The organism is Cryobacterium sp. Y11, assembly GCF_002929535.1.
Classification (GTDB): domain Bacteria; phylum Actinomycetota; class Actinomycetes; order Actinomycetales; family Microbacteriaceae; genus Cryobacterium.
The window spans coordinates 17,265-40,715 of record NZ_PJJO01000054.1; the positions used below are offsets into that span (position 1 = coordinate 17,265).

The following is a 23,451-nucleotide window of genomic DNA, read 5'->3' on the forward strand; positions in this document are numbered from 1 at the left end:
ATGCGCGTCAAAGTCACGTTGCAGCGTGCCGGTCTGGCCCCGGTCAACATCGCCATTACAGCGGATGCCACGGCTCTGCTCGGCGATATCGCCTCCGCCCTCTACGCGGCCGACCCGGCCAGGGCCGGGGCTGTGCTGCCGGAACGACTTACCCTGCAGGTGAGCGGCGAGACCGTCGATGGCTCGGCGCTCACGCTGCGGGTACTCAACCCCGCCGTCGACCTGACCGAGTCTGGGCTTCGCTCTGGCGCGGTCGTCGAGCTCGTGCAGGCAAGCGACGAATTCGCCCGCCCCGGTGAAAACCGTGGACCGGCAGCTGCGCGCATCACCATTTTGGCCGGTCCGGATGCCGGCCTGGAGTTCGACGTTCCGTTCGGGGCAAGCACCATCGGCCGAGACTACGGCGCCGAGGTACGCCTCGGCGACCCGCTCGTGTCGAAACGACACGCTCGCCTCAACGTGGCCGACGCCGTGGAGATTCTCGATCTCGGGTCGGCGAATGGCCTGCTCATGGGCGGCCTCCTCGTCTCCCGCACGGTGCTGACCCCCGCCGACGTGGTGTCGCTCGGTGACACCGAGCTGAGCGTTGCGCCGCTGCAGCAGCTCGGTGCCGTACCCACGAGCACACCGGTCGTCGAGTTCGTGCGCCCTCCGCGGGTGGTCGCGCGGTTCCCCGGCCTCGAGCTGCTCGCGCCGACACCGCCGAAGGCACCGCAGCCGATGCGGTTTCCCTACCTGTCGATCGTGGCGCCGATCATCATGGGCGTCGTGCTCTACCTGGTGACCAGGAACATCCTGAGCCTGGCTTTTATCGCGCTCAGCCCGCTGCTGGTGATCGGCGCCTTCGTTGACGGCAAGGTCACCGCCAAGCGGGTACTCAAACAGCAGATCAAACAGTTCGACGCCGGAATGCGGGCTTCGGAGACCGCCCGCGCGGCGGCACATTCCGCGGAACGGCTGGTGCGCGCCGCTGAGGCCCCCTCTCTCGCCGAGGTGGTCGATGCGGTGCGGCGCCACGGCGCCCTGCTCTGGACCCACCGTCCAGAACACGAGGCCTTTCTCACCGCCCGGCTCGGGCTCGGGCGGGTGCCGTCGCGCTCGACGCTGGCCCTGCCAGGCACGAACGATTCCCTGCCCGAGTATTGGGAGCGACTTGAGAGCGCGGCCGCGGAGTTCAGCATGATCGACGAGGTACCCGTGCTCGTGGACTGGCGTTCGAGCGGAGCGCTCGGCCTGGCCGGACCGAGTGCGACCCGTGACGGAATCGCACGCGGCCTCGTCCTGCAGGCCGTCGGCTTACACTCCCCCGCTGAGCTGGTGATTACCGCCTTCACCAGCCCGGCTTCACGCCTCGGCTGGGATTGGCTGGAGTGGCTGCCGCACACCATGTCAGCGCACAGCCCGCTGACCGGTGAGCACCTCGCCGACAACCCGGGCAGCGCCCAGGCACTGCTCGCCCGGCTGGAGGCGCTCGTGGAGGCACGCGTGGAGGCATCCGTTTTATTGCGTGGTGCACTGACCGACAAGAATCAGACGGATGCCCGCCAGCCCGCGCTAATTCCGGCGGTGCTGGTGTTGATCGAAAACGATGCTCCGTTAGACCGAGGCCGAGCCACCCGGCTGGCCGAGCGCGGCGCCGACGCCAACGTGCACGTGATCTGGTGTGCCGGATCACTCGATCGGCTGCCAGCGGTCTGCCGCACGTTCCTGGTCGTTGCGGCCGAGTCCGTGCCGGGGGCGTCGAGCGGCCAGGTGCGCTGGGGCGAACAGACCATCCCGGTGCAGACCGAGACCCTCGACCTAGCGACGGCCCAGCGGCTCGCCAGGGCGCTGGCCCCGGTCGTCGATGTGGGCACGCCAATCAGTGACGATTCCGACCTGCCGAGGGCCGTCTCCTATGCCGTTCTGAGCCGGGTCGACCTGATCGATGAGCCGAGCGCGGTCATCGACCGGTGGCGGGAGAACAACTCACTCACCGTTCGAGACGGGTCGCCGCCAGTTCGCCGCAAGAAGGAGGGCACCCTGCGGGCGCTCGTGGGGCACACCGGCACCGAACCGTTTCACCTCGATTTGCGCGCCCAGGGACCGCACGCGCTGGTCGGCGGCACGACCGGGGCCGGCAAGAGCGAGTTCTTGCAGTCCTGGGTACTCGGCATGGCGGCCGCGCACAGCCCCGACCGGGTTGCCTTTCTGTTCGTTGACTACAAGGGAGGCGCGGCCTTCGCCGACTGCGTCGGCCTGCCACACACGGTCGGACTCGTCACCGACCTGTCGCCTCACCTGGTGCGGCGAGCGCTCACCTCGCTGCGCGCCGAGCTGCGCTACCGGGAGCACCTGCTCAATCGCAAGAGCGCAAAAGACCTCGTCTCGCTTGAGAAGACGGGTGACCCCGAGACACCGCCGAGCCTGCTCATCATCGTGGACGAGTTCGCGGCGCTCGCGACCGAAGTGCCCGAGTTCGTCGACGGCGTCGTGGATGTGGCCCAGCGCGGCCGGTCGCTCGGTCTCCACCTCATTTTGGCAACGCAACGACCAGCCGGCGTCATCAAGGACAACCTGCGAGCAAACACGAATCTGCGCATTGCCCTGCGCATGGCCGACGCCGAGGATTCCAACGACATTCTCGGCACACCACAAGCGGCGCACTTCGACCCGTCCATCCCCGGCCGCGGCGCAGCGAAGACCGGGCCGGGGCGCATCGCTGCGTTCCAGACCGGGTATGCCGGCGGCTGGACCACGAAAACCCCCACCCGACCACGCATCGACCTGCAGCAGCTGAACTTCGGATCGGGTCTGGCCTGGGAGGTACCGGAGGTCGACGTCGCGGAGGTACGTGACCCGGGGCCGACCGATATCGCGCGCATGGTGACGACCATCACGGCCGCCGCCAGCCAGGCCGCCGTGCCGCCGCCGCGCAAGCCGTGGCTCGATGAGCTTGCCGCCGTGTATGACTTCATGGAGCAGCCGCATCCACGAACCGATGAGCGACTGCTGCTTGGAGTGATCGACGATCCCGCGACCCAGTCGCAGCCCGCGATGTTCTACGAGCCCGATCGCGACGGCAACATGGCCGTCTTCGGCGCCGGGGGCTCCGGCAAAAGCGCCGCCCTGCGCCTGCTCGCCATCGCCGCCGCGGTCACCTCGAACGGCGGGCCGATTCAGGTCTATGGTCTTGATTTCGGTGCGGGCGGCCTGCGCATGCTCGAGGACCTGCCCCACGTCGGCGCGATCATCAGCGGTGACGACGGCGAGCGCGTCGTTCGCCTGCTGCGCACCCTGCGCGATCTGGTCGATGACCGCGCCGTGCGGTATGCGGAGGTTCGAGCGGGCACAATCGGTGAGTACCGCAAGCTGGCGAACCGGCCAGCCGAGCCGCGCATCCTCTTGCTCGTCGACGGGATAGGGGCATTTCGAGAAGCCTACGAATTCGCCTCCACGTCGCAGTGGTTCACCGTGTTTGCCCAGATCGCCGCGGATGGCCGCCAGCTCGGCGTGCACGTCGTGATGACCGGGGACCGGCCGAACGCCATCCCCAGTTCGATCAGCTCCACCGTGCAGAAGCGACTCGTACTGCGGCAAGCCACCGAAGATGACTACATGCTTCTGGGAGCGCCGAAAGACGTGCTGAGCGTCACGAGCCCTCCCGGTCGGGGCATCATCGACGGCAACGAGGTGCAGCTCGCTGTGCTCGGGGCGAGCTCGAACCTCGCGGTGCAGTCGCGGGAGGTTCAGCGCCTGGCTGCGAGCATGCGTCGCCAGTCTCCGCTGGAGGCGCCACGCATTGGGCGGCTCCCCGAACACGTTTCGCTGCTCTTACTGCCCGAAACGGATGCTCAGGGCCGGGCCGCCATCGGACTGGCCGACGATACCCTGGCCGCGATCGGGGTCGAGCAGCGGGGAACGTTCATCATCTCGGGGCCGCCCGGCAGCGGTCGCACCACGGCGCTCGCGACGCTCGTGGCAGCTCTCGGGCGGTCACCGCAGCACCCGCAGATTGCCCTGTTTGCGCCACGACGAACAGCGTTGAGCGGTGCGGCTGCAGGGCGGCTCGGCACCGACGGCTCCGACGGTTTCGTTCTCGTCGCGGACACCATCGACGCGGTCGTGACCGCAGCGTCCCGGCTCACGGAACGCATTGAGGCCGGTTCGTTCACGGTGGGGCAACTCGCGGTGGTACTCGAAGGGGTGACCGATTTCACGGGGACCGACGCGGAGCATCCGCTCGCCCAGCTGGTGAAGGCGGCGGCGCGGGCCGAGCTGTTTGTCGTCGGGGAAGCCGAGAGCTCCACCTGGTCCCAGGCCTACACGCTCGCTGGTCCGTTCAAATCGGGCCGGAGGGGCTTGCTGCTCGTGCCCGGTGAGATGGACGGCGACATGCTGCTCGGCACCCCGCTCGGGCGCCTGAAGCGCAGCGAATTTCCTCCTGGCCGGGGCTTTCTCATCGTCAACGGCCACGCAATGCGCCTGCAGGCTGCGATGGTGAATTGACACCATCGACAGCTGTTGACCGCCGCCATAGATTTGCCCTGTTGCACCGCACCGGGGCAAAAACACCGAGATCGAACCGTCGATCTCGGCCAGCACCACCCTCACGAACTACCGAAACGAAGGAATAAATCATGGCCGTATGGGGTCTCGATGTAGAACAGGTTCGTACACTCAGCAGCCAGCTTTCGCAGAAAGCCAGCGATATTGAAGGGGTGCTGAGCACCCTCACCAACACCTTGGGCAACACGGAATGGACCGGCCCGGATGCTTCAGGATTCCGCAGTGACTGGAATGGCCAGCATTCTGCTGCTCTGCGCCAGGTCATCAATGCTCTGAACGAGGCCTCGCAGAAGGCCTCGCAGAATGCTCAGGCGCAGGAACAGACCTCGAACGCCTAACCGGCCGAGTTTGTGTAGGTCGCCGGTTCGCCCGGCGGCCCTCACAAACCACACCACTTCCGATCGACAATAGAAGGGTCCTGCCATGGCGGGTAAGTATGGCGCCGACGTCGAGCAACTTCGACAGTTGGCACACAGCATGAGCACGGCGAGCGACCGGCTCGAACGAGACCGGCTCACCGTCGGACACCAGATCAAAATCAGCGCGTGGGTCGGCCCCTTCGCAGCAACCTTCAAGGCCCAGTGGGAGTCCGAGCACAGCCTGCACGTCGCATCCGTTGCGCGGGTGCTGGAGGAGAACGCGACTCAGCTTCGCAAGAACGCCGACGCGCAGGAGGCCGCCAGCGCCGCCGACGGCTCAACTTTTGGCCGGATCGTCGAGAGCGCCGAGAGCGCCGATGTCGGAAGGATCATCGCGGACCTCATAGGCGGCGGCAGACCCGACGAGGCTATCAAGAAGCTCCTGGATCTCCTCGGTGGATCGTTGACTCTGCTTGATATAGCGACCATCGCACGCGAGATGTCGAACCTACCCACCACAACGCTCTTGCAAAAGTTCTTGGGCCCGATCGCTCTTGTGCTGGAGGGCAACGAAATTGTTGGCCTCGTCAAGTCCGGCGATGTCGGAGGAGCCCTCGGTCACCTGGGCTCCGGAGTCGCCTCCCTGACCAGTTATGTTATGGCTTTCACGCCTGGCGCGGCCCATGCTGCGGGAACTGCCGGGCTCACGGCCGGGCTGCAGAGACTGTCTCCCCTTGTCTTGGGCATCTCAGCTCTGGTGACATTCGTGGACATGACGATTCCCAGAACGCAAGCGGAGCAGAACGAAACGTACGAGATGGGAGCGCGACACCTCTTCGGGAGAAACGTCGACGTTGACAACCTGTCTCAAGAGCAGGCGTCTCAAATGAGTCGACGATATGAAGGCGTGTGGGGAGCGATGACAATGATCAGCGACAAGATGGACACTACTGCCGAGGAACTTTTCTCGTCGAACCGGGGTAAGTGATGACTGCACAACTCGCCGACGATGAGAACTACTTACTGGTTTCCATTGCCGAAATAGCTGGGTATCTGTCGCTAAGCGGCACAGGTGGGCAATTCAGCGCAGAACAGCTCGAGCTTGCTCCGTTTTTGGCCGCGCCTGAATACGTCGACCTTGGCTGGTCGCTTCTGCTCTCTCGCGCCAGGCTCCTGAGCGAAACCGAGCGCGTCGTTTTCCTGCAACGGATCCTTGAAATCCTCGCGTCCCTCAAGACCGCAACAACGTGCATCTCACTCAACCCCGTAGGCGGTGAAAAATCTCTCCTCTTTCTAGGACCGGAGACCAGCATCGAACTGATAATCGCACCCGAGGGTTGGTTTGCAAGCCAGATGTGGGGCTGCATCGAACCAACCGCACTCGAGCTAGCCGAGCATTTCGCTGGTCGGCTGGACGGCGAATTCGTTATCAAGATGCACAACGTCTCTGGTGATTATTCCGGCGCGGCGTGGGATAGGGGACTCCTCTATAGTCAGTCGGGCGAATCTGATCGTTGGGTTGAAAAAGGACCTGTGCCCCGGTCTGACGCTCCGCTCGCGGCCTTTGCGCACGTGAATTCCTAGCAAGGCTTGCGCTTCGAGCCGTAACGAAAGCTCGCAGCGCAGATGGTCGGATTCAATGAGCGGTGTGACAGAAATGAGTGGGCATGCATTGGAGCATCTACGACACGATGTTGATGGTGACCGGCATCAGCTCGGCCGCGATCGCGTTCGTGCCGGGAATCACGAACAAAGCCCGCGCCATCTCTGTTGCCGTGGGAACGCTGCTGGTGATCGCTGCTCTGATCACCGGCAGTCTGAGCAGTTTCACCTATCCGCAGCAGGTTCTGCTCGGGCCGCTTCTCCCTGCCGTGGTCGCGATCCGGCTGTGGTGGGCCGCCCGTAAGCCGCCAGCGGCCGGGCTCGACCCGAATGCCACCTCCGAGCAATTGTTCCAGCTGGCGCAACAGCAGCCGGCCCTGCGGCCGGCGATTGCGGCGCACGCCAACGCCTACCCCGCACTGATCGATTGGCTTGGGGCGCAGGGCGAACCTGCAACGGATGCCGCACTCGCCGCGCGCGGGTCAACCCCCGACGATGTCCCAGTCACGCTCGCCACCGAGGCACCCGAGGCACCCGACAATCGGCTCGACACGCCGACCGACCCCAGCGACCCGCACGCCCTCGCGACGGACCCGGCCACCACGGCGGCGACCCTCGCCGACCTGGCCTATCGCTACCCCGCACTGCGGGGTGTCATCGCCGCCAACCCGGCCGCCTACCCGGAATTGCGAGACTGGATCGCGGCCGCGGGCGAGAGGGCACCGGATTCACAACCCGGGGAGCCACAACTCGACCACTCGCCAGGTTTGCTCCCTTCCCTGGCCGTTCTCGTCGTTTGTCTGGTGCTGGCAGCCGTCGGAATCGTCGGCACGATCGCTGAGGCGAACGATGGCGGGACCTCTGACTCGAGTGCGGCCGACACCAGCGGCACGGCATACGACGAGGAAATCCTGAGTGAGACCGAGGCGAGCGGTGTGGGCTCGCCGCTCGCGGCATCCGCTCAACCGGTAATAGCCACGCCGCGCAACGTACCCACCGTGCTGGTACTCGATGCCTCCGGGTCGATGGTGCGCGATGTTTCCACCGGCGGCACCCGAATGGAGGCCGCGCGTGCCGCCACGACGACGTTCGTGAACGGGCTCAGTGACGGATCCAGGCTCGGGCTCACCGTGTTCGGCACCTCGACCGGCAACGCGGTCGAAGACCAAGCGGCCGGATGCCGGGACGTCACGACGATCCTGCCCGTCGGCCCGGTCGATAAAACCGAACTCAGTGCTGCCGTGGCCGCGATCGTCGAGAGCGGCTACACGCCCATCGGCCTCGCATTGCAGCACGCTGCCGATCAGTTGCCGGCTGCGGAGGAAGCCACGATCGTTCTGGTCTCGGACGGCATTGACACCTGCACCCCGCCGCCATCGTGCGAGATCGCTGCGACGCTCAAGCAGGCCCATCCCGACTTGACGATCCACACCATCGGCTTTCTCGTTGATGCCGACGAGGAGGCCCAAGCCCAGCTGGCCTGCATCGCGGCGGCGAGTGGCGGGGAGTTCGTCGAGGCGGGCAATGCCGCGCAACTGGCGGCCCGGCTGCGCATTGCCAGCGACCCGGACTCTCTCGGCGACACCGTCACCCCCTCGGGCTTCAACGCCCTGCGCATCGGCATGACGTTCGATCAGGCGCGCGCCGCCGAGCCGAGCCTCACCGTGACGCGCACCGCCATCGACTTCGTATATGTGGAGTGTTTCTACGCCACCATGCGCTTTCGGGACGGTGTTCTCTACGACATCTCCCCCACCGCGTCGGCACCCACGGCCGAAGGGCTGTCTATCGGCGACGACCTGACCCGCGCCGTGGAACTCTACGGCGAACCGACCACTGCAGAGACCGGTGAGCTCGGTACCTTCCAGGTCTTCCCGGCCACGCCCGGCGGAGCCAACGGATACCAGGTGTATTACGACGGCTACGACCGCGTGGTGCAGATTGTGCTTTGCAGCTGTGGTCCGGGTGCCAATATAACAACGGATGCTTCCAGCTGGCAGATCGACTTCGATGGCATCGGTCCGATCAAACTCGGCGACTCGTTCGAGGAGGCCTTCGCTGTGGCGCCACAGAAGGCCAGCCAGGATCCCGAGTACTGCACCTGGCACGCCGAATTGGATGTCGCTGTCCCTAACGGCTCCTTGGAAATTGTGAGCGGCTATGCCGACCGGAGGCAATCGATCCTCGCCGTGTCAGTGTCCGACTGGAACGCCAACCCGGCCGGGTTCCCGCGAACGTGGGCGGGGGCCGGGATCGGTGCGACGTACGACGAGGTGCGAGCGGCCCACCCCGATGTCCGAGTGACGCCAGGCCCAGCACTGGACTACGACTTATGGGTCATCACCGGGCAGAACGGAAACTCGATTATTTTCGAAGCGGACCAGACCGACCGCGTGGTGGCGATCACGGTCAACACGGTGCCCTCCAGCCTGTTCGAGGTCTGCGCGTAAGCCCCGCAGCAGGAGCTGCGGCGCCCCGCTAGTCTGGACCTGAAGCTGCGCCGGGCAGCCGTGAGGGGCGGGTCGGGGGAACGTGACGTCGGAGTTGGAGCGCACCCAGGCATCCTCGCAACCGCTCGACCGACTCGTCGAGGACCTCCAGCGCCTGCGCAACACGGCGGGCGATATCTCATACGCCGAGATCGCCGCGCTGATAGCCCGCACGCGCGAGGCTCACGGAATCACCCCGGCCGCAGCCAGGGTCGCCCGTTCGTCGGTCTTCGATGCCTTCCGTACGGGCCGTCGACGCATCAACGCGGTGCTGGTCGAGGAGATCGTGCGGGCCCTCGGCGAGGACGACGCCGCTGCCGCACTCTGGCGCGAGCGGTGCCTCGACGCCCGATTCTCCGCGCGGCGTTCGGCAGGCGCGGTGGGCACGGGCGGACCGGATGCGTCGGGTGGGCCGGCCGAGTTGGCTGCCCTGTATCCGCCGGTCTTGCCGCTGACCTCCCACCCAGATCGCCGGTCTCTGACCGTCGCGCTCACCGTCGCGCTGCTGGTCGGTTGCGTGGGCGTAAACCTGTTTGGCGACGGCGTCGTAGATAAATTTCACCTGCCGGTCTGGTTGGACATGATCGGCACCGCGACCGCGGCGATCGCGCTCGGCCCATGGCACGGCGCACTCGTCGGGGTGCTGACAAACCTGCTCGGCGGGCTGCAAGGCAACCCGGAGACGCTGCCGTTCGCGCCCGTCAATGTCGTGGGGGCACTTGTCTGGGGCTACGGCTACCGTCTCGTCTGCCGGAACCGCGGCGCCCTACGTTTCCTGCTCCTCAACGTTGCGGTCGCGGTCGCCTGCACGCTCGTCGCGGTGCCGATCAACGTGCTGGTTTTCAACGGCGTCGCCGGCCACGCCAGTGACCTTGTGGCATCGACGATGGTCGCCATCGGCGAGGGACTCTGGGTCGCCGTGTTCTCGTCGAACCTGATGTTTTCGCTTTTCGACAAGCTCATCGCCGGGTACGTCGCTCTGTTATTCGCCCGCTTTCTGCTGCCCTTGGGCCTGAGCCGCAGCCCCGGGCTCGGCCGGGAATGACGCTGCCCGCGGTGTCCGGGATTGTCCGGGATCTGCATCCGCTAGCCTGACGACCCGAGCAGGGCACACACTCGGCCCACAATGGAACCCATGGACACCACCCTGGCACCTGACCTGACGTTGACGGAGCAGATCGAGAACGCGGGTCTGCGGTATGCATATGCGCGGGCTTTCCGTATCACGGTGCCCGACGCGCCCGCCGACGTGGACCCGTCGCTGCTCCTGCTTCTGCGCGAACGAGGCCTCACGGAAGCCGACGCCCTGCGCGTTCTCGCGGCCGACCAGGCGATGGCTCCACTGCCGAAGGACGATACACGAGCGTGGACGGCGACGGACTACAACATCCCGACCCGGCAGGCGATCGTGCAGGAATTCAGCGCGAACTCCGGAAAGAGGGTGACCTGGCCCCCTCGCCACAATAAGTTCAGCCAGCAATGGTCGGAGTCGATGACATCCGCCGGGCTGCCCTTTCGGATACCCAGCGCCATCTTGCCTAGCAAGGCAGAGGCCATCGCCCAGCTCTGGAAATTTCTTAATGCTCCAGAAGGCAGCAGGAGCACGGGTGACTACGTCGTGTGGCGCAGGAACAGGCAACAGGACGATACCGTCAAGACGCCGCCGTCCCTCGAAGATTTCAACCGCGTCTTCGGCTCGTGGGGCCAGGCGCTCGACGCTGCGGGAATGCCGGCGCCCGTGACCTCCACCTCGGCACAACAAGCCGAGGACGCAGTGGCCAAGCTCGCCGCTGATCTGGAGCGGCATCAGGCTGACGCGGAAAAACTGCGCAAGCAGTTGGGCGCATCCGGCGGGGCAACTCCCGATGTACTCGCGCACCACACCGAGCTTGCATACCTCGTCGCGTTGGAGACGCACGCACTGGAGAGCTCACGTGTCAACGAATACCTGCTGAAAGAGCGGGAGAAGACCGCGAAGACGCTCAAACGCTGGGCCATTGCCGGAGGCGCGGCGCTGGCGATCGTGCCTCCTCTCATCGAGTTTCTCCTGGCGAAGTACCTGTAGAGCACGTGGCACTGCAGACTCGATAGACCAGGAACAGGGTCACCGAGCAGGCGGTCACACCGTGAGCGTCGATGCACCCAGGATTTCGGGAAACTGGCTGGATACCGTCGTGGGAGCACTGAAGAGGGCCCCGGAAATCAGTATCTGGGGGCCGCTGCTGGTGTTCACACCATGGTTCGCCGCGAGTGCCGCGGTAGCGGTTCTGCTCAGCTTCGCGATCGTCGCGGGTATCGGGGGCAGCCTTCTGCTCACGTCCGGGTGGGGATTTCAGAACCAGGGCAACCGCTACGGCAGCGTCGTTACTCCCGGCTTCCGCAATCCTGTGACCTGGCTCCTGATCCCGAGCTTCTTCGTCTCATTTCAGTGGCAATTCTCCAACTAGATCAGGTTGCGCTTCTCGATCTGTTCGTAGCTGCTGGTCGCATCCTTCAGCTCGCCCCACAGCGTCACCTGGCCGCTGGCCAGGGACTGTTTGACGTCGATGATCCGCTGCTGGTTGCTGCTGCCCCGAAACTGCAGGCTGAGATCGCGCTTGGCGAGCTCGAACCGACCGTCGACCACAACGTCGATCTTGCCGAGCATGGCGAGCTTGTCCGCACTCTCCAGCAACAATTCTTCGAACGTGTAGCCGGTCCACGACCAGATATCTTTCGACGTTCCGAGCTCCCGGCGTACCCGGTCGATCAGCGCCAGGCACACTCCGGTGTTGAGGAACGGCTCGCCGCCGAGCAGGGTGAGGCCCTGCACGTACTCCTGCCCGAGGTCGGCCAGAATCTGATCCTCAAGCCGCTGCGTGTACTTTTCCCCGTAACGAAAATTCCAGGTGGCCTCACTGAAACACTCTGCACAGGCGAAGAGGCAACCGGACAGATACAGGCTGCACCGCACCCCCTCGCCGTCGACGAAGACGAAGGGCTTGTAGTCACCGACATAGCGCTGGCTCAGCTTCTCTGACAGCCACTGCCCGGGCTGGAGATTACGCATCCTCGGCAACCGGCGCGGCAGCATCCGCTCCTCGAATGCCGGTAGCGCCGGCCATGTGCTTGACCCGGGAGGTGATCTCGCTATGCCGGCCGTGCACCATCGGACGGGCCTGCGGGTTACCGAGGTAGCCACAGGTGCGCTTGACGACATCGCAGGTCAGCGGGTCGGCATTGCCGCACTCCGGGCACTCGAACCCGTGCTCGGTGGCGTCGAAGTCGCCCGTGAAACCGCAGGCGTAACAGCGGTCGATCGGCGTGTTGGTGCCGAGATAGCCGACACGGTCGTAGGAGTAGTCCCAGACGGCCTCGAGCGCTTTGGGGTTCTGTTGCAGGATCGGGTACTCGCAATAGTGGATGAATCCACCTCCGGAATAGGTCGGGTACACCTTCTCGAAATCCAGCTTCTCAAACGGCGTCGGGCTCTTGCGCACGTCGTAGTGAAAGCTGTTGGTGTAATAGTCCTTGTCGGTGATATTGGGAACCGAGCCGAACTTCTCGGTGTCCAGTCGGCAGAACCGGTCGGTCAAGCTCTCGCTCGGCGTCGCGTAAACGCTGAACTGGTAGCCGTACTCGTCGCTCCATTTTTTGGCCCGCTCCTGAAGCGTGCGCAAGATCTCGACGGTGAAGTCCTTCGCCTCAATGTTGGTTTCCCAGTCGCCGCCGTAGAAGGCCGCTGCCACCTCATAGAGGCCGATGTAGCCGAGCGACACCGTGGAGCGCTTGTTCTTAAAGAGGATGTCGACCGGCTGGCCGGGCTGCAGACGCTGGCCGAAGGCTCCGTAGATATAGAGGATCGGAGCGTTCTCCGGGGTTGCCTCCGTACACCGCTCAATTCGAAACAGCAGCGCATCGCCCACCGTGGTCACCCGCGCGGCGAGAATGCTCCAGAACTTGTTCTTGGCTCCGCCGGCTTCCAGGGCGATCCGGGGCAGGTTGAGCGTCACGACGCCGAGGTTCATTCGCCCCTCGGACACATCATTGCCATTCTCATCGGTCCAGCCCTGCAGAAACGAGCGGCAACCCATCGGCACCTTGAACCTGCCGGTGAGTTCGACGATTTTGTCGTAGTTGAGAATATCTGGGTACATCCGCTTGGTGGAACACTCCAGCGCCAGCTGCTTAATGTCGTAGTTTGGGTCGGTCGCTGCGAGGTTAAGGCCACGCTTGACGGTGAAGATCAGCTTCGGGAAGATTGCGGTGCGCTTCTCGCTGCCGAGCCCCTCGATTCGGATGTGCAGGATCGCCTTCTGAATTACGCGTTCCAACCAGCTCGTGCCCAGGCCAAAGCCGAGCGAGGTGAAGGGGGTCTGCCCGGTAGAGGTGAATAGGGTGTTGATCTCGTATTCGAGGCTCTGCATCGCGTCATAGATGTCTTTGAGGGTCTTCTCCTGTGCATAGCCCTGATGCTGGGATTCATCCGCGATCCACGTGCGGGCATCCGCCAGGTGCTTCTCCAGGTTTTTCTCGGCGTAGGGAGCCAGTACTTCGTCGATGCGGTTTCCGGAGCATCCGCCGTACTGACTCGACGACACGTTCGCGATGATCTGCGAGATCTGGGCCGTCGCCGTTTGAATGGAACGCGGCGGGTCGACGTCGGCGTTGCCGATGCGGAAGCCCTGGCTCAGCATCCTCTTAAAATCGATGAGGCAGCAGTTCGTCATTGGCGCATACGGGTGGTAGTCGAGGTCGTGGTAGTGCAGTTCGCCCTTTCGGTGGGCGTTGGCAACGTGCGGCGGCAGCATTTTCAGGCCGATGGCCTTGCCAACAGCACCAGCGGTCAGGTCGCGTTGGGTGTTGAAGACGTCACTGTCCTTGTTGGCGTTCTCGTTGACGACCGACTCGTCTTTGCTGATCAGCTTGCCGATTGACCGGGCGAGGGCCGCGTAGGTACTGGCGTCATCGACGGCGAGCCCGCGGCCGTCTCGTTTGGTCAGCATGAGGGTTTCTGAGCCGAGGTTTTCCATGCGCAATAGTCTCCTTGAGTCGACAGCGCCCACAACGATCGACCGGGGTATGAGCCGGTCGAAGAAACCATATCTAGTGGTCGACGTGTGATTTATACATTGCATGTAGTGGTTGACTCTCGGTCACCATGCGCTGGTGGGAACACAGCTTCCGAGCCAGAGGCCACCAAGAATGCCTCAGATTGCCCCGCCGATATCGTCGCGAAGCTCCCCACTGGCAGCATCAACCGCGGCGCCCACCGTCGGCGCGAACCGCTCGGGTGGAAACCGGTCACCCAATCCGAACGCCCGCAGCCGGTCCTTGACCGGTCCCTTCACCTCGGCGAGCACGAGCGTCACCTTCCGAGACGCGAGGTACTCGTCCAGCTCGAGCAGCTCGTCGATGGCGGTCGTGTCGATATCGGTGATCGGTTCGGCGGCAAGGATGACGGTGTGAATGGGCCTGCCGCCGACCTCCGATTCCCGCTCCGCCCGCCGCAGCACCGAGCGCACGTAGTCATCAAAGATGCCCCCGTTGGCAAAAAAGAGCGGGGCGTCAAAACGCACAATAACGATGCCGGGAACGCGATCGGCATCCGGATGCCGTGAGCGGTCATGGTAACCGCGCACACCCGGAATGCGCCCGAGCTCGGCCCGGTACGGGCGCCACGCTCGAATCACGAACGCGACCAGGGACAGCCCGATCGCCACGAGAATGCCCTGCAAAACGCCCACCAAAAAAACGCTGAGGAACGCGGCGATCGAGAGCAGGGCATCCGTTTTGTCGATCCGCCACAATCGCCAGGCACTCACAACATCGAGCAGGCTGGCTGCGGCGACGATGACCACGGCGCCGAGGGTCGCCGATGGCAGGTAGCCGGTGACGCCGGGGGCCACGAGCATGAAGATGACGATGATCAGTGCGCCAACGACGGGCGTCAGCTGGGATCGCGCCCCCGCTTGCTCGGCGACGGGCGTGCGCGAGGTGGAAGCGGAGATCGGAAAGCCGCCGAACAACCCGCCTCCGATATTAGCGAGTCCGAGCCCGGTCATCTCGTGGCTGCCGTTCACACTGTCACCGCGGCGCGCCGCAAGCGTGCGGGAGAGCACCCCGGTGTCCGCGAAGGCGATCAGCGCTATGCCCAGCGCCGGTCCGATCAGCGAAACCACGTCGCCCCAGCCGAGGCCGCCGAGCGCCGGGGCGGGGAGCCCTTGTGGCATGGCGCCGACGATCGGCAGCACGTTTTGCAGCGAGAAGATCGCCGTGACCACAATGGATGCGACGACCGCGACCAGCACGCCAGGGATGCGCCCGCCGAGCAGGAAACGCAACCCCACAATGACGGCAAGGGAGGCGAGGCCGAGTAACATCGCGGCGACATCGATGCTCCCGGCCGCAGCGCCCTGCACGATGGCGCCCATCCCCTGGATCGGGCCGGGCGCGTCGCTGGAGAACCCGAGCAGCTTGGGAATCTGCGAAATGATCACGAGCAAGGCGACGGCGTTGAGGTAGCCGACCCGGATCGGCTTGGAGAGCAGGTCGGTGACGAAGCCGAGTCGAAGCAGGCCGGCGATGAGCAGGGTGAGACCGACCATGAGCCCGAGGAGTCCGGCGAGGGCAATCGCTCGTTCGGTGTTGCCGCGCGCCAGCGGCAGGATCGACGCTGCGATGATCGGGGCGAGCGCCGAGTCGGGGCCGAGCACGAGAATGCGTGATGGGCCGAAGACGGCGTAGACCAGCAGCGGCACGATCGTCGCGTACAGGCCGGTGTACGCGGGCAGCCCGGATGCCTCCGCGTAGCCCATGCCGGCCGGGATCAGCAGGAAGCTGAGCACGATGCCGGCGCGCAAATCGGGCACCAGCCACGCGCGCTGGTAATGCAGGGCGGTGTTCAGCCCCGGAATCAGGCTGAAGGCGACGCCGCGGAATCCGCCGGTTGGCATGCCTTCACGGTAGTCCGATCCTCGACCGCTGGCTCGACGTCAACGAGTGTTCCGCTGCCGTCGCGTCACGCGAATGCTGATGTGAGCGGATGCCTACCCGATCGGGGCGACCAGGCACAGTCCCGCCAGCAGCAAGGCGGCTACAGGGCTCGTTGGCAACCCACATCGTATGCAAACTCTCGGTGCGCACTCTCTTGACGTGTAAAAAAAGAAGCCGAGATTTTACCCGTCCGGGTCATATGCAAGAAATCTTTGCATCTGCTCACCGCAGTGCGGTTGCGCTTGAACAGTCGCCTGAAGCTGCGAGACTTGCAGCTATGCTTCCGTCACCGATCGAACCACCCGCGGCCTCGTCCGACGTGCGATCCGGCGCTACGCGCGCCGAGGCATCCGTCGACAACCTCGCCCAGGCGCGCACGCGCATTCTGGCCATGTTCCGCACGCGGCGAGAGCTGATCCGGTGGGACGCGGTCTCCGAATACGTTGGTGAGGCATTCGCCGGAGTGGGAGAACTGCGGGCAGCGGTGGAGACCTGGGGTAGTGCCGGCCTCATCCCCACGACAGAGAAGGCACTCGCGAGTGTCGTGAAAGTGGTGTTGCGTGCCGACGACTCCAACGGCGAGATCGGCGGCTTGGCGTACGAACTTCTTTCGCTGCACGCTGAGCTGTGCAACGACGAGCCACCGAAGCCGGCCGTGCTCGTCGAGTGGCTGATCGACTTTCGCTTCGGCGGCTCACAGAATTTCTGGGAGCCCGACATCGCCGCCTACACGGATGCCCTCGGCGCACCCGGACTTTTTCTGCTGGGTGAGCGCCTGAATGCACTCGAAGCTGCGCTTCCCCCGCAGACCGACGCCTGGGACTCACCGCGTCAGCTGATCGGTCGCTACCGGGAACGGGCGGCAGTCGCGGGCGGCGATCCCGACGAGGTCATCGCCAGCTTTGGCGAGCTGACCCGCTCCTACCGTCTGCACGATCTGGCCAAGGCCCTGGTCGAGGTCGGCGACATCGACGAGGCGATCGGGTACGCCGAGCGTGCCACCCTGCTCGAGAGTGGTTGGCAGGCAGAGCGCGCCGGCCAGTACTGGTGCGAGCTCCTTCACGAGGAATGGCCACACCAAGACGAACTCGCCGCCCGGCAGCTCATCTTCGACCGGTGGCCGTCGTCGCAGAATGCGCTGGCCCTGGCGCAAGCGGCCGACGACGAAAACAGCGACGTGACGTGGAGCTCGCTCGCCGAGGCGGTCTACGCCCAGCTCGAGACGCAGCAGCCGCGTGAGCTGATCAATACGCTGCTCGGCTTGGGACTGGCCGATCGCGCCTGGGAGGCAGCTCAGCGGCTCACGACGGATGCGGGACTGTGGACCATGCTCGTAGCCGCGCGGGAGAAGGCCGATCCGGCATCCGTTGTTCCGGTGCTTATTCAGCTGATCGAGTCCGACCTGCGCGTCGCCAAACCACAAAATTACAAGTCCGCGGTCAAGCGCTTAAAGCAGCTGCGCCGAGCATTGAAGGCGACGGATGCTGCGGCGCTGTTCCCGCCCATCGTCGCGGACATGCGCGAACAGCACCGCCGCCGGCCGACCCTGCTCCAGGCGTTCGACCGCGCCGGCTTCTAGCAGCTTGCCACAAGGAGTGTCGGTCCATCGAGAGGTGCGGGAACATCACGGCGCACCTGCCAAATCGACGAAGTCGGTGTCCCGTGAGTGTGCGGTCGCGTCGTTCGCCGCGCCGTGAGCTTCGGGCCATTTTTGAGCGATTTTCGGGTCACAACTCACGGCTCGGTGGCGCGGGAGTGCGGCTGGGGCGCGGCGAATGCTTTATATCAGGCCGAGACGAGCTGGAGCGGATGCACACGGCCAAGGTCAACGCGCTGGCGAGCCACCCAGAGGTCGTGAGCATCCTGCATTGCCAGCCAGCTCTCTGCCCCCGGCCCCGTGCCTTCGACAGCCGCAGTGCCATCTCCGGCGTCACTCGGCTCGCACCGCTGAGCACCCGGCTCAGGGTCGACGCGGCCACATCGAGCTCCCATTCGCGATGATCGCCCAGCGCCCGGCAAACCCGCTCGTCAGCGGATGCAGCCGAAAACCGGGGATACCCATGTCGTCGATCGACTGCGCTGACTCGAGCGCCGCGAGTTGCATGCGCAGCCGCTTCGAGTGATTCGGCTGCACACCAGCCGCAATGCCCGTCTCGTACAGTGCGCGCAAGCCCTTGTGTCGGAACGACTTGATCACGGCAACAGTGGAGCACGGTGCGCAGCACGCAACACTATTTCTACTTGGCATGTTCGCGGTCGCCAGATGTTGCACATCGATTCGAGAATGCTGGGGTCATCTCAAATGCATTCGACCGCTGATTCTGGGACAAAGAAAACCCCTGAGTCCCAATTTTTACATGGCATTCAGGGGTTCAAAAGCTGCGGGTACTTCATTGAATTCCTGATGCCCAGTGTTGGCGCGCGATTCCGAGCTCCCGCCAAATCACTTTTCCATCACATCGCGGAATTAATTCCACGGGCGCGGCCATCCGAAGCGCCTGATGCCGGTTGTGGAGAGTCCGACGACCAGCGGGCTGCATAACCGGAGCCTGCGGCAGGCAAACCCCGGCAGCGGCCCGGCAGCGCACTGTCAACGCGGCACTGGCCCTGGTTTCGATCCGCACGAGATCAACCAAGACCCCGAAGCCCGTGACGCCCACCCATCCAGCGCCTCACCCAACCCCATGATATTGACCGGCATTTCACGGCAGCAACGTCGAATAGGCGTGACCGACCCACGCTCCTCGTGCACGCAAGGGATAATTGTTTTTTGGCGCACAGATTGCCCGCGGAGAAGCGTGGCTCACATGTCAACTGCGGCTGAAGCGGACCGGGCACGACTGGCTAGTGTGCCTGGTCAGCCGCTCTGGTTGGGCGTCCATGACGACATTCTCGGCCGGATAGCCTCGGGCGAATGCAAAGACACGTTTCCCGGTAAAATTCAACTGACCGCGGAATATCAGGTGAGCCGCAGTACCGTTCGACTTGCGCTGAACCCTCTGCGTCGAGAGGGGCTGGTGTCATCAAGTCGGGGTAAACGCCCGGTGGTGCACGTCAATCACGGCGAAGAACATCGCTTTGGACCGGTTTACATTTTGTTTGCGGCGGTTGAGGCCTCTTGAATGAAGCAACGCAGCGAGCTAATCCGGTGCGAAATCCGTGTCGACGCGCGGATTGCGCACCGGCTCGACCTACCCGGCGACGCCCCGTTGGTCAATATTGAGCGCCGTCGTTTCGCTAACCATGATGTCTTTGCCGTTGACAGTGCCTGGCTGCCTACCGATCGCGCTGCCGGTCTTCTCGACGTCGATTTCAGCAACACTGCTCTCTATCAGGAGTTGACGCTTCGGTGCGGGATCAGGCTGCACGGCGGACCAGAAACCCTGACAGCGATTGCCGTTAACGCCGAACAGGCGCGAGTTCTTGAATGCCCGGTCGGCACTGCCGCTTTCTTCATTGAACGGTGTGGTCGCGCGAACGGGGCGTCCGGTGGAATGGCGAGAGACTGTCGTCCGTGGCGACCGTCTCGCGGTAACCACACCATTCTCACCCCGTTGATGTCTAGTCGTTAACGGTTCTCAGTCTCAAGTCCGTTGAGCTGAGGGTCAGCTGTCGAATTACACGACATCCGTGACCAGGCAGTCACTAGGCAACACGGGCATAGCGGAAGTTGCAGTGAAATCAGCCAACTTTACGACGTTGAAGACGCGATGAGCGCCGAGCTACGAAGAAGGCCCGGAACACGCGGCCAGCAGCACAACGCTAAGGAGCGTGGCGGCTGCGGCGCTAGCCGCGCGCCTCATTCTTGTTTCTGGAGCATTCGCTGCCGGCGCGTGCGACGGTTCCGGGCCGCGTAGGCCAGCGCGATGAGGCCCAGCACGACCAGCGCGGCGATCCCGAATCCAAGATTGGTCACGAGTGAGCGCATATCGAGAACCCAGGCCTCGGTGGCGAACGGATCTCCGATGGTCAAAACTCCGCCGAGGCTCGCGGTACCGTCGGCGAGGAACAGGAAAATTCCCATCAGGATTGACAGGATCCCGAATAGGCATGGCGGGCCTGGCCGCGGCAATCAGCACGGAATAAAGCCGGTCATTCGCGCCAGCACGAACCTCTGCAACCCGACACGTCACCGTGGATACACCAGGAAGAAGGATTTTCTTCACGCAGCCAGGGATCCGCCCGTCCGAACAAGCGCACCGGCCCCTCCGACGACGACGCCCGCGCCGACAGGAACAGTCTCAGCTCCTCGTACGTGACCGGATCAGCGAGGTCGACGTACCCGTAAACGACAGAAATCTCCGCAGCATGCGCGTAATCGGTCTGGCCCCACTGCGCGTAAAGCTCGAAAGCGGAAGCATCCGCAATGCCCAGCTACCCGGCCAGAAATTCCACCACTGGCCACGGGACAACCAGCGGATCCGTGCGGAACCGGCCTACGACACGGACCGTGGCCAGTTGAACAGCGAATCCAAGACGGTTGTGCATGCCTCGGCGGCAGCCGGCCACCGACAGATCGGCATCGTCCAACCAACGAGAACGCTCCAGGTCCTCCCGCGATACCTCATCAGGGAATCGGCCGAACCCGGCGGCCTGCTCATCACTTAGAAAATCAACCGCCATGCCACTAATTCAACAACCACCGGCCCGCTAGCGTGAATTCCCCTGCCGATCCTCCTCAGACCCCCAGCTAGGTGGTGTGGGGATGGTCATGATGGAGTCTTCTCGTTAGGCGTTACCGTCGGCATAGCGGGTGACAGTGCATGTTTCGTCGGGACCGGTGTCAACGCGGCCCCCGCTGCGGCATCCGCCGCACGCGCACCCATCGGCGTACCGATCGCGCGGATAAGTGTTCTCGTAGTCGTCCGTCATGGCATTTCTCTCTTTCTCCTCGGGCAACTTGTTTTTTCACTTCCGACACGAGAAATCGAAAGCGACCGGAAGCTACGATCACCGGCCGGAATGGTCAAGAGAACATCAGAAAAACAGCGCCGCGCAGCAGCTCCGCCCTGGCAGAACTGAGGGCGGCCGCGCCGCCGTTCCATGTCGTGGTTGGTGCTGTGGCTGTTCTGGTGGAGAGCGCGAGGGGACGCCCCACGCCTAACATCACAACCCTGCCCGCGACCTTGCGCAAGGCATCGACCTGGGACTAGGTCGCCGAGATGGCACAACACGCCCAGCTGCGCATCCAGACCGGGTTGCCGCTCTACTTCGCCGATCCCCGTTCGCCCCGGCAGCGGCCTAGCAACGAGAACATCAACAGGCTGCTGCTACGCCAGCACTTCCCCACAGTCACTGACGTCACCCGCTACTCCCGCGTCGACCTCGAAGAGGTTGCCAAAACCTTAAACGAACGTCCCAGCAAAACCCTCGCATTCAAAATGCCAGCCGAAGCGATGAACGAGCTACTGTTAACCACACGCACCGGCGTTGCAACGACCAGTTGAATCCGCCCCCGACGATACCGATCTTGGGAGCGACTTGAGCGCTCGGCCGGCCCGACGAAATCACCAGCTCCACGGCCTCGGGCCGGAACTCAGCATTGAACTTACGACGATTAGCCATGAAACATGATTCTCCTTACCTCTGTCGCAATTCACCATATGAGCGCAAGTCTCTGGAGACCGTCACCAGCGTGCTCCACGGCGTCATCATCGACTATTGCGGAACAAATTCTTTAGGAATAACAGAGGTAACATGATCGACAATTTCTACTCCAACCCGGCCGCCAGGCGGTGGCGAACGGATTCTGTGGACGACTCGATCCTGCAATTCCACCGGAGCCTGCCCGACTACCGGCCGAGCCCACTCACAGAGGTTTCCGCCCTGGCCGACGAGTTAAGTGTCGGCCGTGCGTTCGTGAAAGACGAATCGTCCCGATTCGGCCTACCGGCATTCAAGATGATGGGCGCGTCGTACGCGGTGTCCCGCGTGCTGTCGGCTCGGGTAGGGTCGCCGGATGCGGCGCTTCCCCTGGACGAGTTGCGCGACCGGCTGACCGCGCAGTCACCCTTCACCCTGGTCGCCGCGACCGACGGCAACCACGGCCGTGCGGTCGCCCACATGGCGCGGCTGCTCGGCCTGCCCGCGCGCATCTTCGTCTCGGCCTACCTGTCGAAGCCCCCCTGGGCGGCGATCGAATCGGAGGGTGCGGGGGTATTTGGGGTGGACGCACCATACGACGGCGTGGTGGCTGCCGCCCGCGCCTATGTCGAGTCGGCGGGGGGGAGTGCGCTCCACATCCAGGACACCGCCTGGCCCGGCTATGAGCAGGTACCGCAGCTCATCGTCGACGGCTACTCGACCATCTTCAGTGAGGCTGACGCGCAGCTGGGGGAATTGGGGCTTCTCGCCGACCTGGTGACGGTTCCCGTCGGTGTCGGGTCCCTGGCTGAGGCAGCCATTCGCCACTATCGCTCGCGACCGGATGGAGTCGCCGCGGCTCCGACAGTGCTGAGCGTCGAACCCGAGAACGCACCGTCCGTCATCGTCTCGCTGCAAGCCGGTACGCGCACTTCAGTGCCGACCTCGTACACGATCATGGCCGGCCTCAACTGCGGCACGCCATCGAGCAACTCCTGGCCATATTTGATCGACGGGCTGGATGCCGCGGTCACCGTCTCGGAAGACGACACGCGCCGCGCTGTACACGACCTTGAGCAGCTCGGGGTGGACGCGGGCCCGTGCGGCGCGTCGTCCCTGGCGGCGATGCGCGCCATCGCAGGCGATCCGGGCAGACGCACCGCAGCGTCGCTGAGTTCCGATGCCGTGGTCGTCCTGCTGAGTACAGAAAGCCGCTCGGCAAATCCGATCTGAGCCGAGGGGTCCGCGTCAGGCCAGCTTGATATCCGTCACAGATGGCTCAGCACGTCCAGTCGAAGCTGCGCGACCACGGCGACTACGATGCAGCTGGCGACGGTCGGCACCCAGCCGTGGACCGAGTCGTGGACCGAGCCGAGTGTCCGAGCCGAGTGTCCGAGCCATCCGCTCGTCAAAACCGCCCTGGCTAATACTGTGCAGGGTCACAGCCCAGAACAGCGAGACTTTCCGATCGTCTTTGAACTCCTGGGTGAAACGCCGACGTGCTACGGTCATGCTGATCTCTACTTTCAGTAGACCCTCATTTCAAGAGGGCCCACTGTCCGAGATATCCGCAGCAGCCCACAGACTACCCGGCTTCGACTCCGATGACACCGCAGCCGCAACGTCATCGAGCGAAGCTTTTGCTCACTAAAGCACTGGCGAGGACTGCCACCCGCTACGACAAACTCGCCATCACCTACCGCGCGCCGCAGTCCTCCACGTCACAATCACCTGGAGCACCTATTTGTCAGACACGCCCTCGGCGCGTCGCGTGTCATTTGTCAGGAGTCACATGCCGTCCCACCTGTCGACAGGATGCTCCTGACGCACAGTATCGCAGGATGCCCACCTCACAGTGTGGAGGTGGGCATCCTGAGCGCTCACATCTTGCTGAG

The 23,451-nt window shown here is 64.2% G+C and carries 18 protein-coding genes and 1 pseudogene; 13 read left to right on the forward strand and 6 right to left on the reverse strand.

The window, feature by feature from the left end:
• From CXY75_RS07350 to CXY75_RS07385, 8 genes are all read left to right on the forward strand, one after another.
• Window positions 1-4,488, forward strand: a complete 4,488-nt coding sequence (locus CXY75_RS07350) for an FtsK/SpoIIIE domain-containing protein (RefSeq protein ID WP_104082182.1) — start codon at window positions 1-3, stop codon at window positions 4,486-4,488.
• A 131-nt stretch (window positions 4,489-4,619) separates the two neighbouring features.
• On the forward strand, window positions 4,620-4,886 hold the full coding sequence (locus CXY75_RS07355) for a WXG100 family type VII secretion target (RefSeq protein WP_104082183.1): 267 nt from the start codon (window positions 4,620-4,622) through the stop codon (window positions 4,884-4,886).
• A gap of 85 nt (window positions 4,887-4,971) precedes the next feature.
• Window positions 4,972-5,895 (forward strand): hypothetical protein, encoded by a 924-nt coding sequence (locus CXY75_RS07360; RefSeq protein ID WP_104082184.1) that lies wholly within the window; start codon window positions 4,972-4,974, stop codon window positions 5,893-5,895.
• Complete coding sequence (locus tag CXY75_RS07365) at window positions 5,895-6,491, forward strand: hypothetical protein (protein ID WP_104082185.1); 597 nt, start codon at window positions 5,895-5,897, stop codon at window positions 6,489-6,491. Before CXY75_RS07360 ends, CXY75_RS07365 begins: the two co-directional genes overlap by 1 nt.
• Before the next feature lie 83 nt (window positions 6,492-6,574).
• Window positions 6,575-8,959 (forward strand): VWA domain-containing protein, encoded by a 2,385-nt coding sequence (locus tag CXY75_RS07370; protein ID WP_104082186.1) that lies wholly within the window; start codon window positions 6,575-6,577, stop codon window positions 8,957-8,959.
• 82 nt (window positions 8,960-9,041) lie between these two features.
• Window positions 9,042-10,043, forward strand: coding sequence for an ECF transporter S component (locus tag CXY75_RS07375; protein WP_146069401.1), 1,002 nt, complete (start codon window positions 9,042-9,044; stop codon window positions 10,041-10,043).
• Between the two features lie 90 nt (window positions 10,044-10,133).
• Window positions 10,134-11,063, forward strand: coding sequence for a hypothetical protein (locus CXY75_RS07380; RefSeq protein ID WP_104082188.1), 930 nt, complete (start codon window positions 10,134-10,136; stop codon window positions 11,061-11,063).
• Between the two features lie 109 nt (window positions 11,064-11,172).
• Window positions 11,173-11,445 carry a hypothetical protein gene (locus CXY75_RS07385; protein WP_146069402.1) on the forward strand — a complete coding sequence of 91 codons (273 nt, stop codon included), beginning with the start codon at window positions 11,173-11,175 and terminating at the stop codon, window positions 11,443-11,445.
• On the opposite strand, the gene nrdG is transcribed toward CXY75_RS07385, so the two are convergent.
• The 3 genes from nrdG to CXY75_RS07400 all read right to left on the reverse strand — a co-directional run bounded on the left by nrdG (window position 11,442) and on the right by CXY75_RS07400 (window position 15,933).
• Entirely contained in the window at window positions 11,442-12,047 is a 606-nt protein-coding gene (gene nrdG / locus CXY75_RS07390; RefSeq protein WP_104082190.1) for an anaerobic ribonucleoside-triphosphate reductase activating protein, read from the reverse strand. The genes CXY75_RS07385 and nrdG overlap by 4 nt on opposite strands.
• Entirely contained in the window at window positions 12,040-14,010 is a 1,971-nt protein-coding gene (gene nrdD, locus CXY75_RS07395; protein WP_233201796.1) for an anaerobic ribonucleoside-triphosphate reductase, read from the reverse strand. The genes nrdG and nrdD overlap by 8 nt, the downstream gene beginning before the upstream one ends.
• A gap of 177 nt (window positions 14,011-14,187) precedes the next feature.
• Window positions 14,188-15,933, reverse strand: a complete 1,746-nt coding sequence (locus CXY75_RS07400) for a SulP family inorganic anion transporter (protein ID WP_104082192.1) — start codon at window positions 15,931-15,933, stop codon at window positions 14,188-14,190.
• A gap of 317 nt (window positions 15,934-16,250) precedes the next feature.
• On the opposite strand from CXY75_RS07400, the gene CXY75_RS07405 reads away from it, so the two are divergent.
• A complete protein-coding gene (locus CXY75_RS07405; protein ID WP_104082193.1) occupies window positions 16,251-17,552 on the forward strand; it encodes a hypothetical protein in 1,302 nt (433 codons plus the stop codon).
• 381 nt (window positions 17,553-17,933) lie between these two features.
• Here CXY75_RS07405 and CXY75_RS07415 read toward each other — a convergent pair whose 3' ends face one another.
• A complete protein-coding gene (locus CXY75_RS07415) occupies window positions 17,934-18,170 on the reverse strand; it encodes a type II toxin-antitoxin system RelE/ParE family toxin (RefSeq protein ID WP_104082194.1) in 237 nt (78 codons plus the stop codon).
• Window positions 18,171-18,780: 610 nt separating this feature from the next.
• Between CXY75_RS07415 and CXY75_RS19790 the strand changes: the two genes are divergently transcribed.
• Window positions 18,781-19,095, forward strand: coding sequence for a GntR family transcriptional regulator (locus tag CXY75_RS19790; protein WP_158251153.1), 315 nt, complete (start codon window positions 18,781-18,783; stop codon window positions 19,093-19,095).
• A complete protein-coding gene (locus CXY75_RS21000) occupies window positions 19,096-19,545 on the forward strand; it encodes a UTRA domain-containing protein (RefSeq protein ID WP_104082196.1) in 450 nt (149 codons plus the stop codon). It begins immediately after the preceding gene.
• Between the two features lie 227 nt (window positions 19,546-19,772).
• Here CXY75_RS21000 and CXY75_RS19440 read toward each other — a convergent pair whose 3' ends face one another.
• Both CXY75_RS19440 and CXY75_RS07430 read right to left on the reverse strand, forming a co-directional pair.
• Window positions 19,773-19,997, reverse strand: a complete 225-nt coding sequence (locus CXY75_RS19440) for a hypothetical protein (RefSeq protein ID WP_146069403.1) — start codon at window positions 19,995-19,997, stop codon at window positions 19,773-19,775.
• Window positions 19,998-20,065: 68 nt separating this feature from the next.
• Window positions 20,066-20,596, reverse strand: a pseudogene (locus tag CXY75_RS07430) (DUF4158 domain-containing protein).
• Window positions 20,597-21,135: 539 nt separating this feature from the next.
• Here CXY75_RS07430 and CXY75_RS07435 point away from each other — a divergent pair.
• Both CXY75_RS07435 and CXY75_RS07440 read left to right on the forward strand, forming a co-directional pair.
• A complete protein-coding gene (locus tag CXY75_RS07435; RefSeq protein ID WP_104082197.1) occupies window positions 21,136-21,420 on the forward strand; it encodes a hypothetical protein in 285 nt (94 codons plus the stop codon).
• A 250-nt stretch (window positions 21,421-21,670) separates the two neighbouring features.
• Window positions 21,671-22,789 (forward strand): pyridoxal-phosphate dependent enzyme, encoded by a 1,119-nt coding sequence (locus tag CXY75_RS07440; protein ID WP_104082198.1) that lies wholly within the window; start codon window positions 21,671-21,673, stop codon window positions 22,787-22,789.
• Window positions 22,790-23,451 lie beyond the last annotated feature (662 nt).

What these genes read in the sequence shown, in the direction of transcription:
- CXY75_RS07350 (WP_104082182.1), top strand. Translation starts at nt 1, where the DNA reads ATGCGCGTCAAAGTCACGTTGCAGCGTGCCGGTCTGGCCCCGGTCAAC.
- CXY75_RS07355 (WP_104082183.1), top strand. Translation starts at nt 4,620, where the DNA reads ATGGCCGTATGGGGTCTCGATGTAGAACAGGTTCGTACACTCAGCAGC.
- CXY75_RS07360 (WP_104082184.1), top strand. Translation starts at nt 4,972, where the DNA reads ATGGCGGGTAAGTATGGCGCCGACGTCGAGCAACTTCGACAGTTGGCA.
- CXY75_RS07365 (WP_104082185.1), top strand. Translation starts at nt 5,895, where the DNA reads ATGACTGCACAACTCGCCGACGATGAGAACTACTTACTGGTTTCCATT.
- CXY75_RS07370 (WP_104082186.1), top strand. Translation starts at nt 6,575, where the DNA reads ATGCATTGGAGCATCTACGACACGATGTTGATGGTGACCGGCATCAGC.
- CXY75_RS07380 (WP_104082188.1), top strand. Translation starts at nt 10,134, where the DNA reads ATGGACACCACCCTGGCACCTGACCTGACGTTGACGGAGCAGATCGAG.
- nrdG (WP_104082190.1), bottom strand. Translation starts at nt 12,047, where the DNA reads ATGCGTAATCTCCAGCCCGGGCAGTGGCTGTCAGAGAAGCTGAGCCAG.
- nrdD (WP_233201796.1), bottom strand. Translation starts at nt 14,010, where the DNA reads ATGGAAAACCTCGGCTCAGAAACCCTCATGCTGACCAAACGAGACGGC.
- CXY75_RS07400 (WP_104082192.1), bottom strand. Translation starts at nt 15,933, where the DNA reads ATGCCAACCGGCGGATTCCGCGGCGTCGCCTTCAGCCTGATTCCGGGG.
- CXY75_RS07405 (WP_104082193.1), top strand. Translation starts at nt 16,251, where the DNA reads ATGCTTCCGTCACCGATCGAACCACCCGCGGCCTCGTCCGACGTGCGA.
- CXY75_RS19790 (WP_158251153.1), top strand. Translation starts at nt 18,781, where the DNA reads ATGTCAACTGCGGCTGAAGCGGACCGGGCACGACTGGCTAGTGTGCCT.
- CXY75_RS21000 (WP_104082196.1), top strand. Translation starts at nt 19,096, where the DNA reads ATGAAGCAACGCAGCGAGCTAATCCGGTGCGAAATCCGTGTCGACGCG.
- CXY75_RS19440 (WP_146069403.1), bottom strand. Translation starts at nt 19,997, where the DNA reads ATGGGAATTTTCCTGTTCCTCGCCGACGGTACCGCGAGCCTCGGCGGA.
- CXY75_RS07435 (WP_104082197.1), top strand. Translation starts at nt 21,136, where the DNA reads ATGGCACAACACGCCCAGCTGCGCATCCAGACCGGGTTGCCGCTCTAC.
- CXY75_RS07440 (WP_104082198.1), top strand. Translation starts at nt 21,671, where the DNA reads ATGATCGACAATTTCTACTCCAACCCGGCCGCCAGGCGGTGGCGAACG.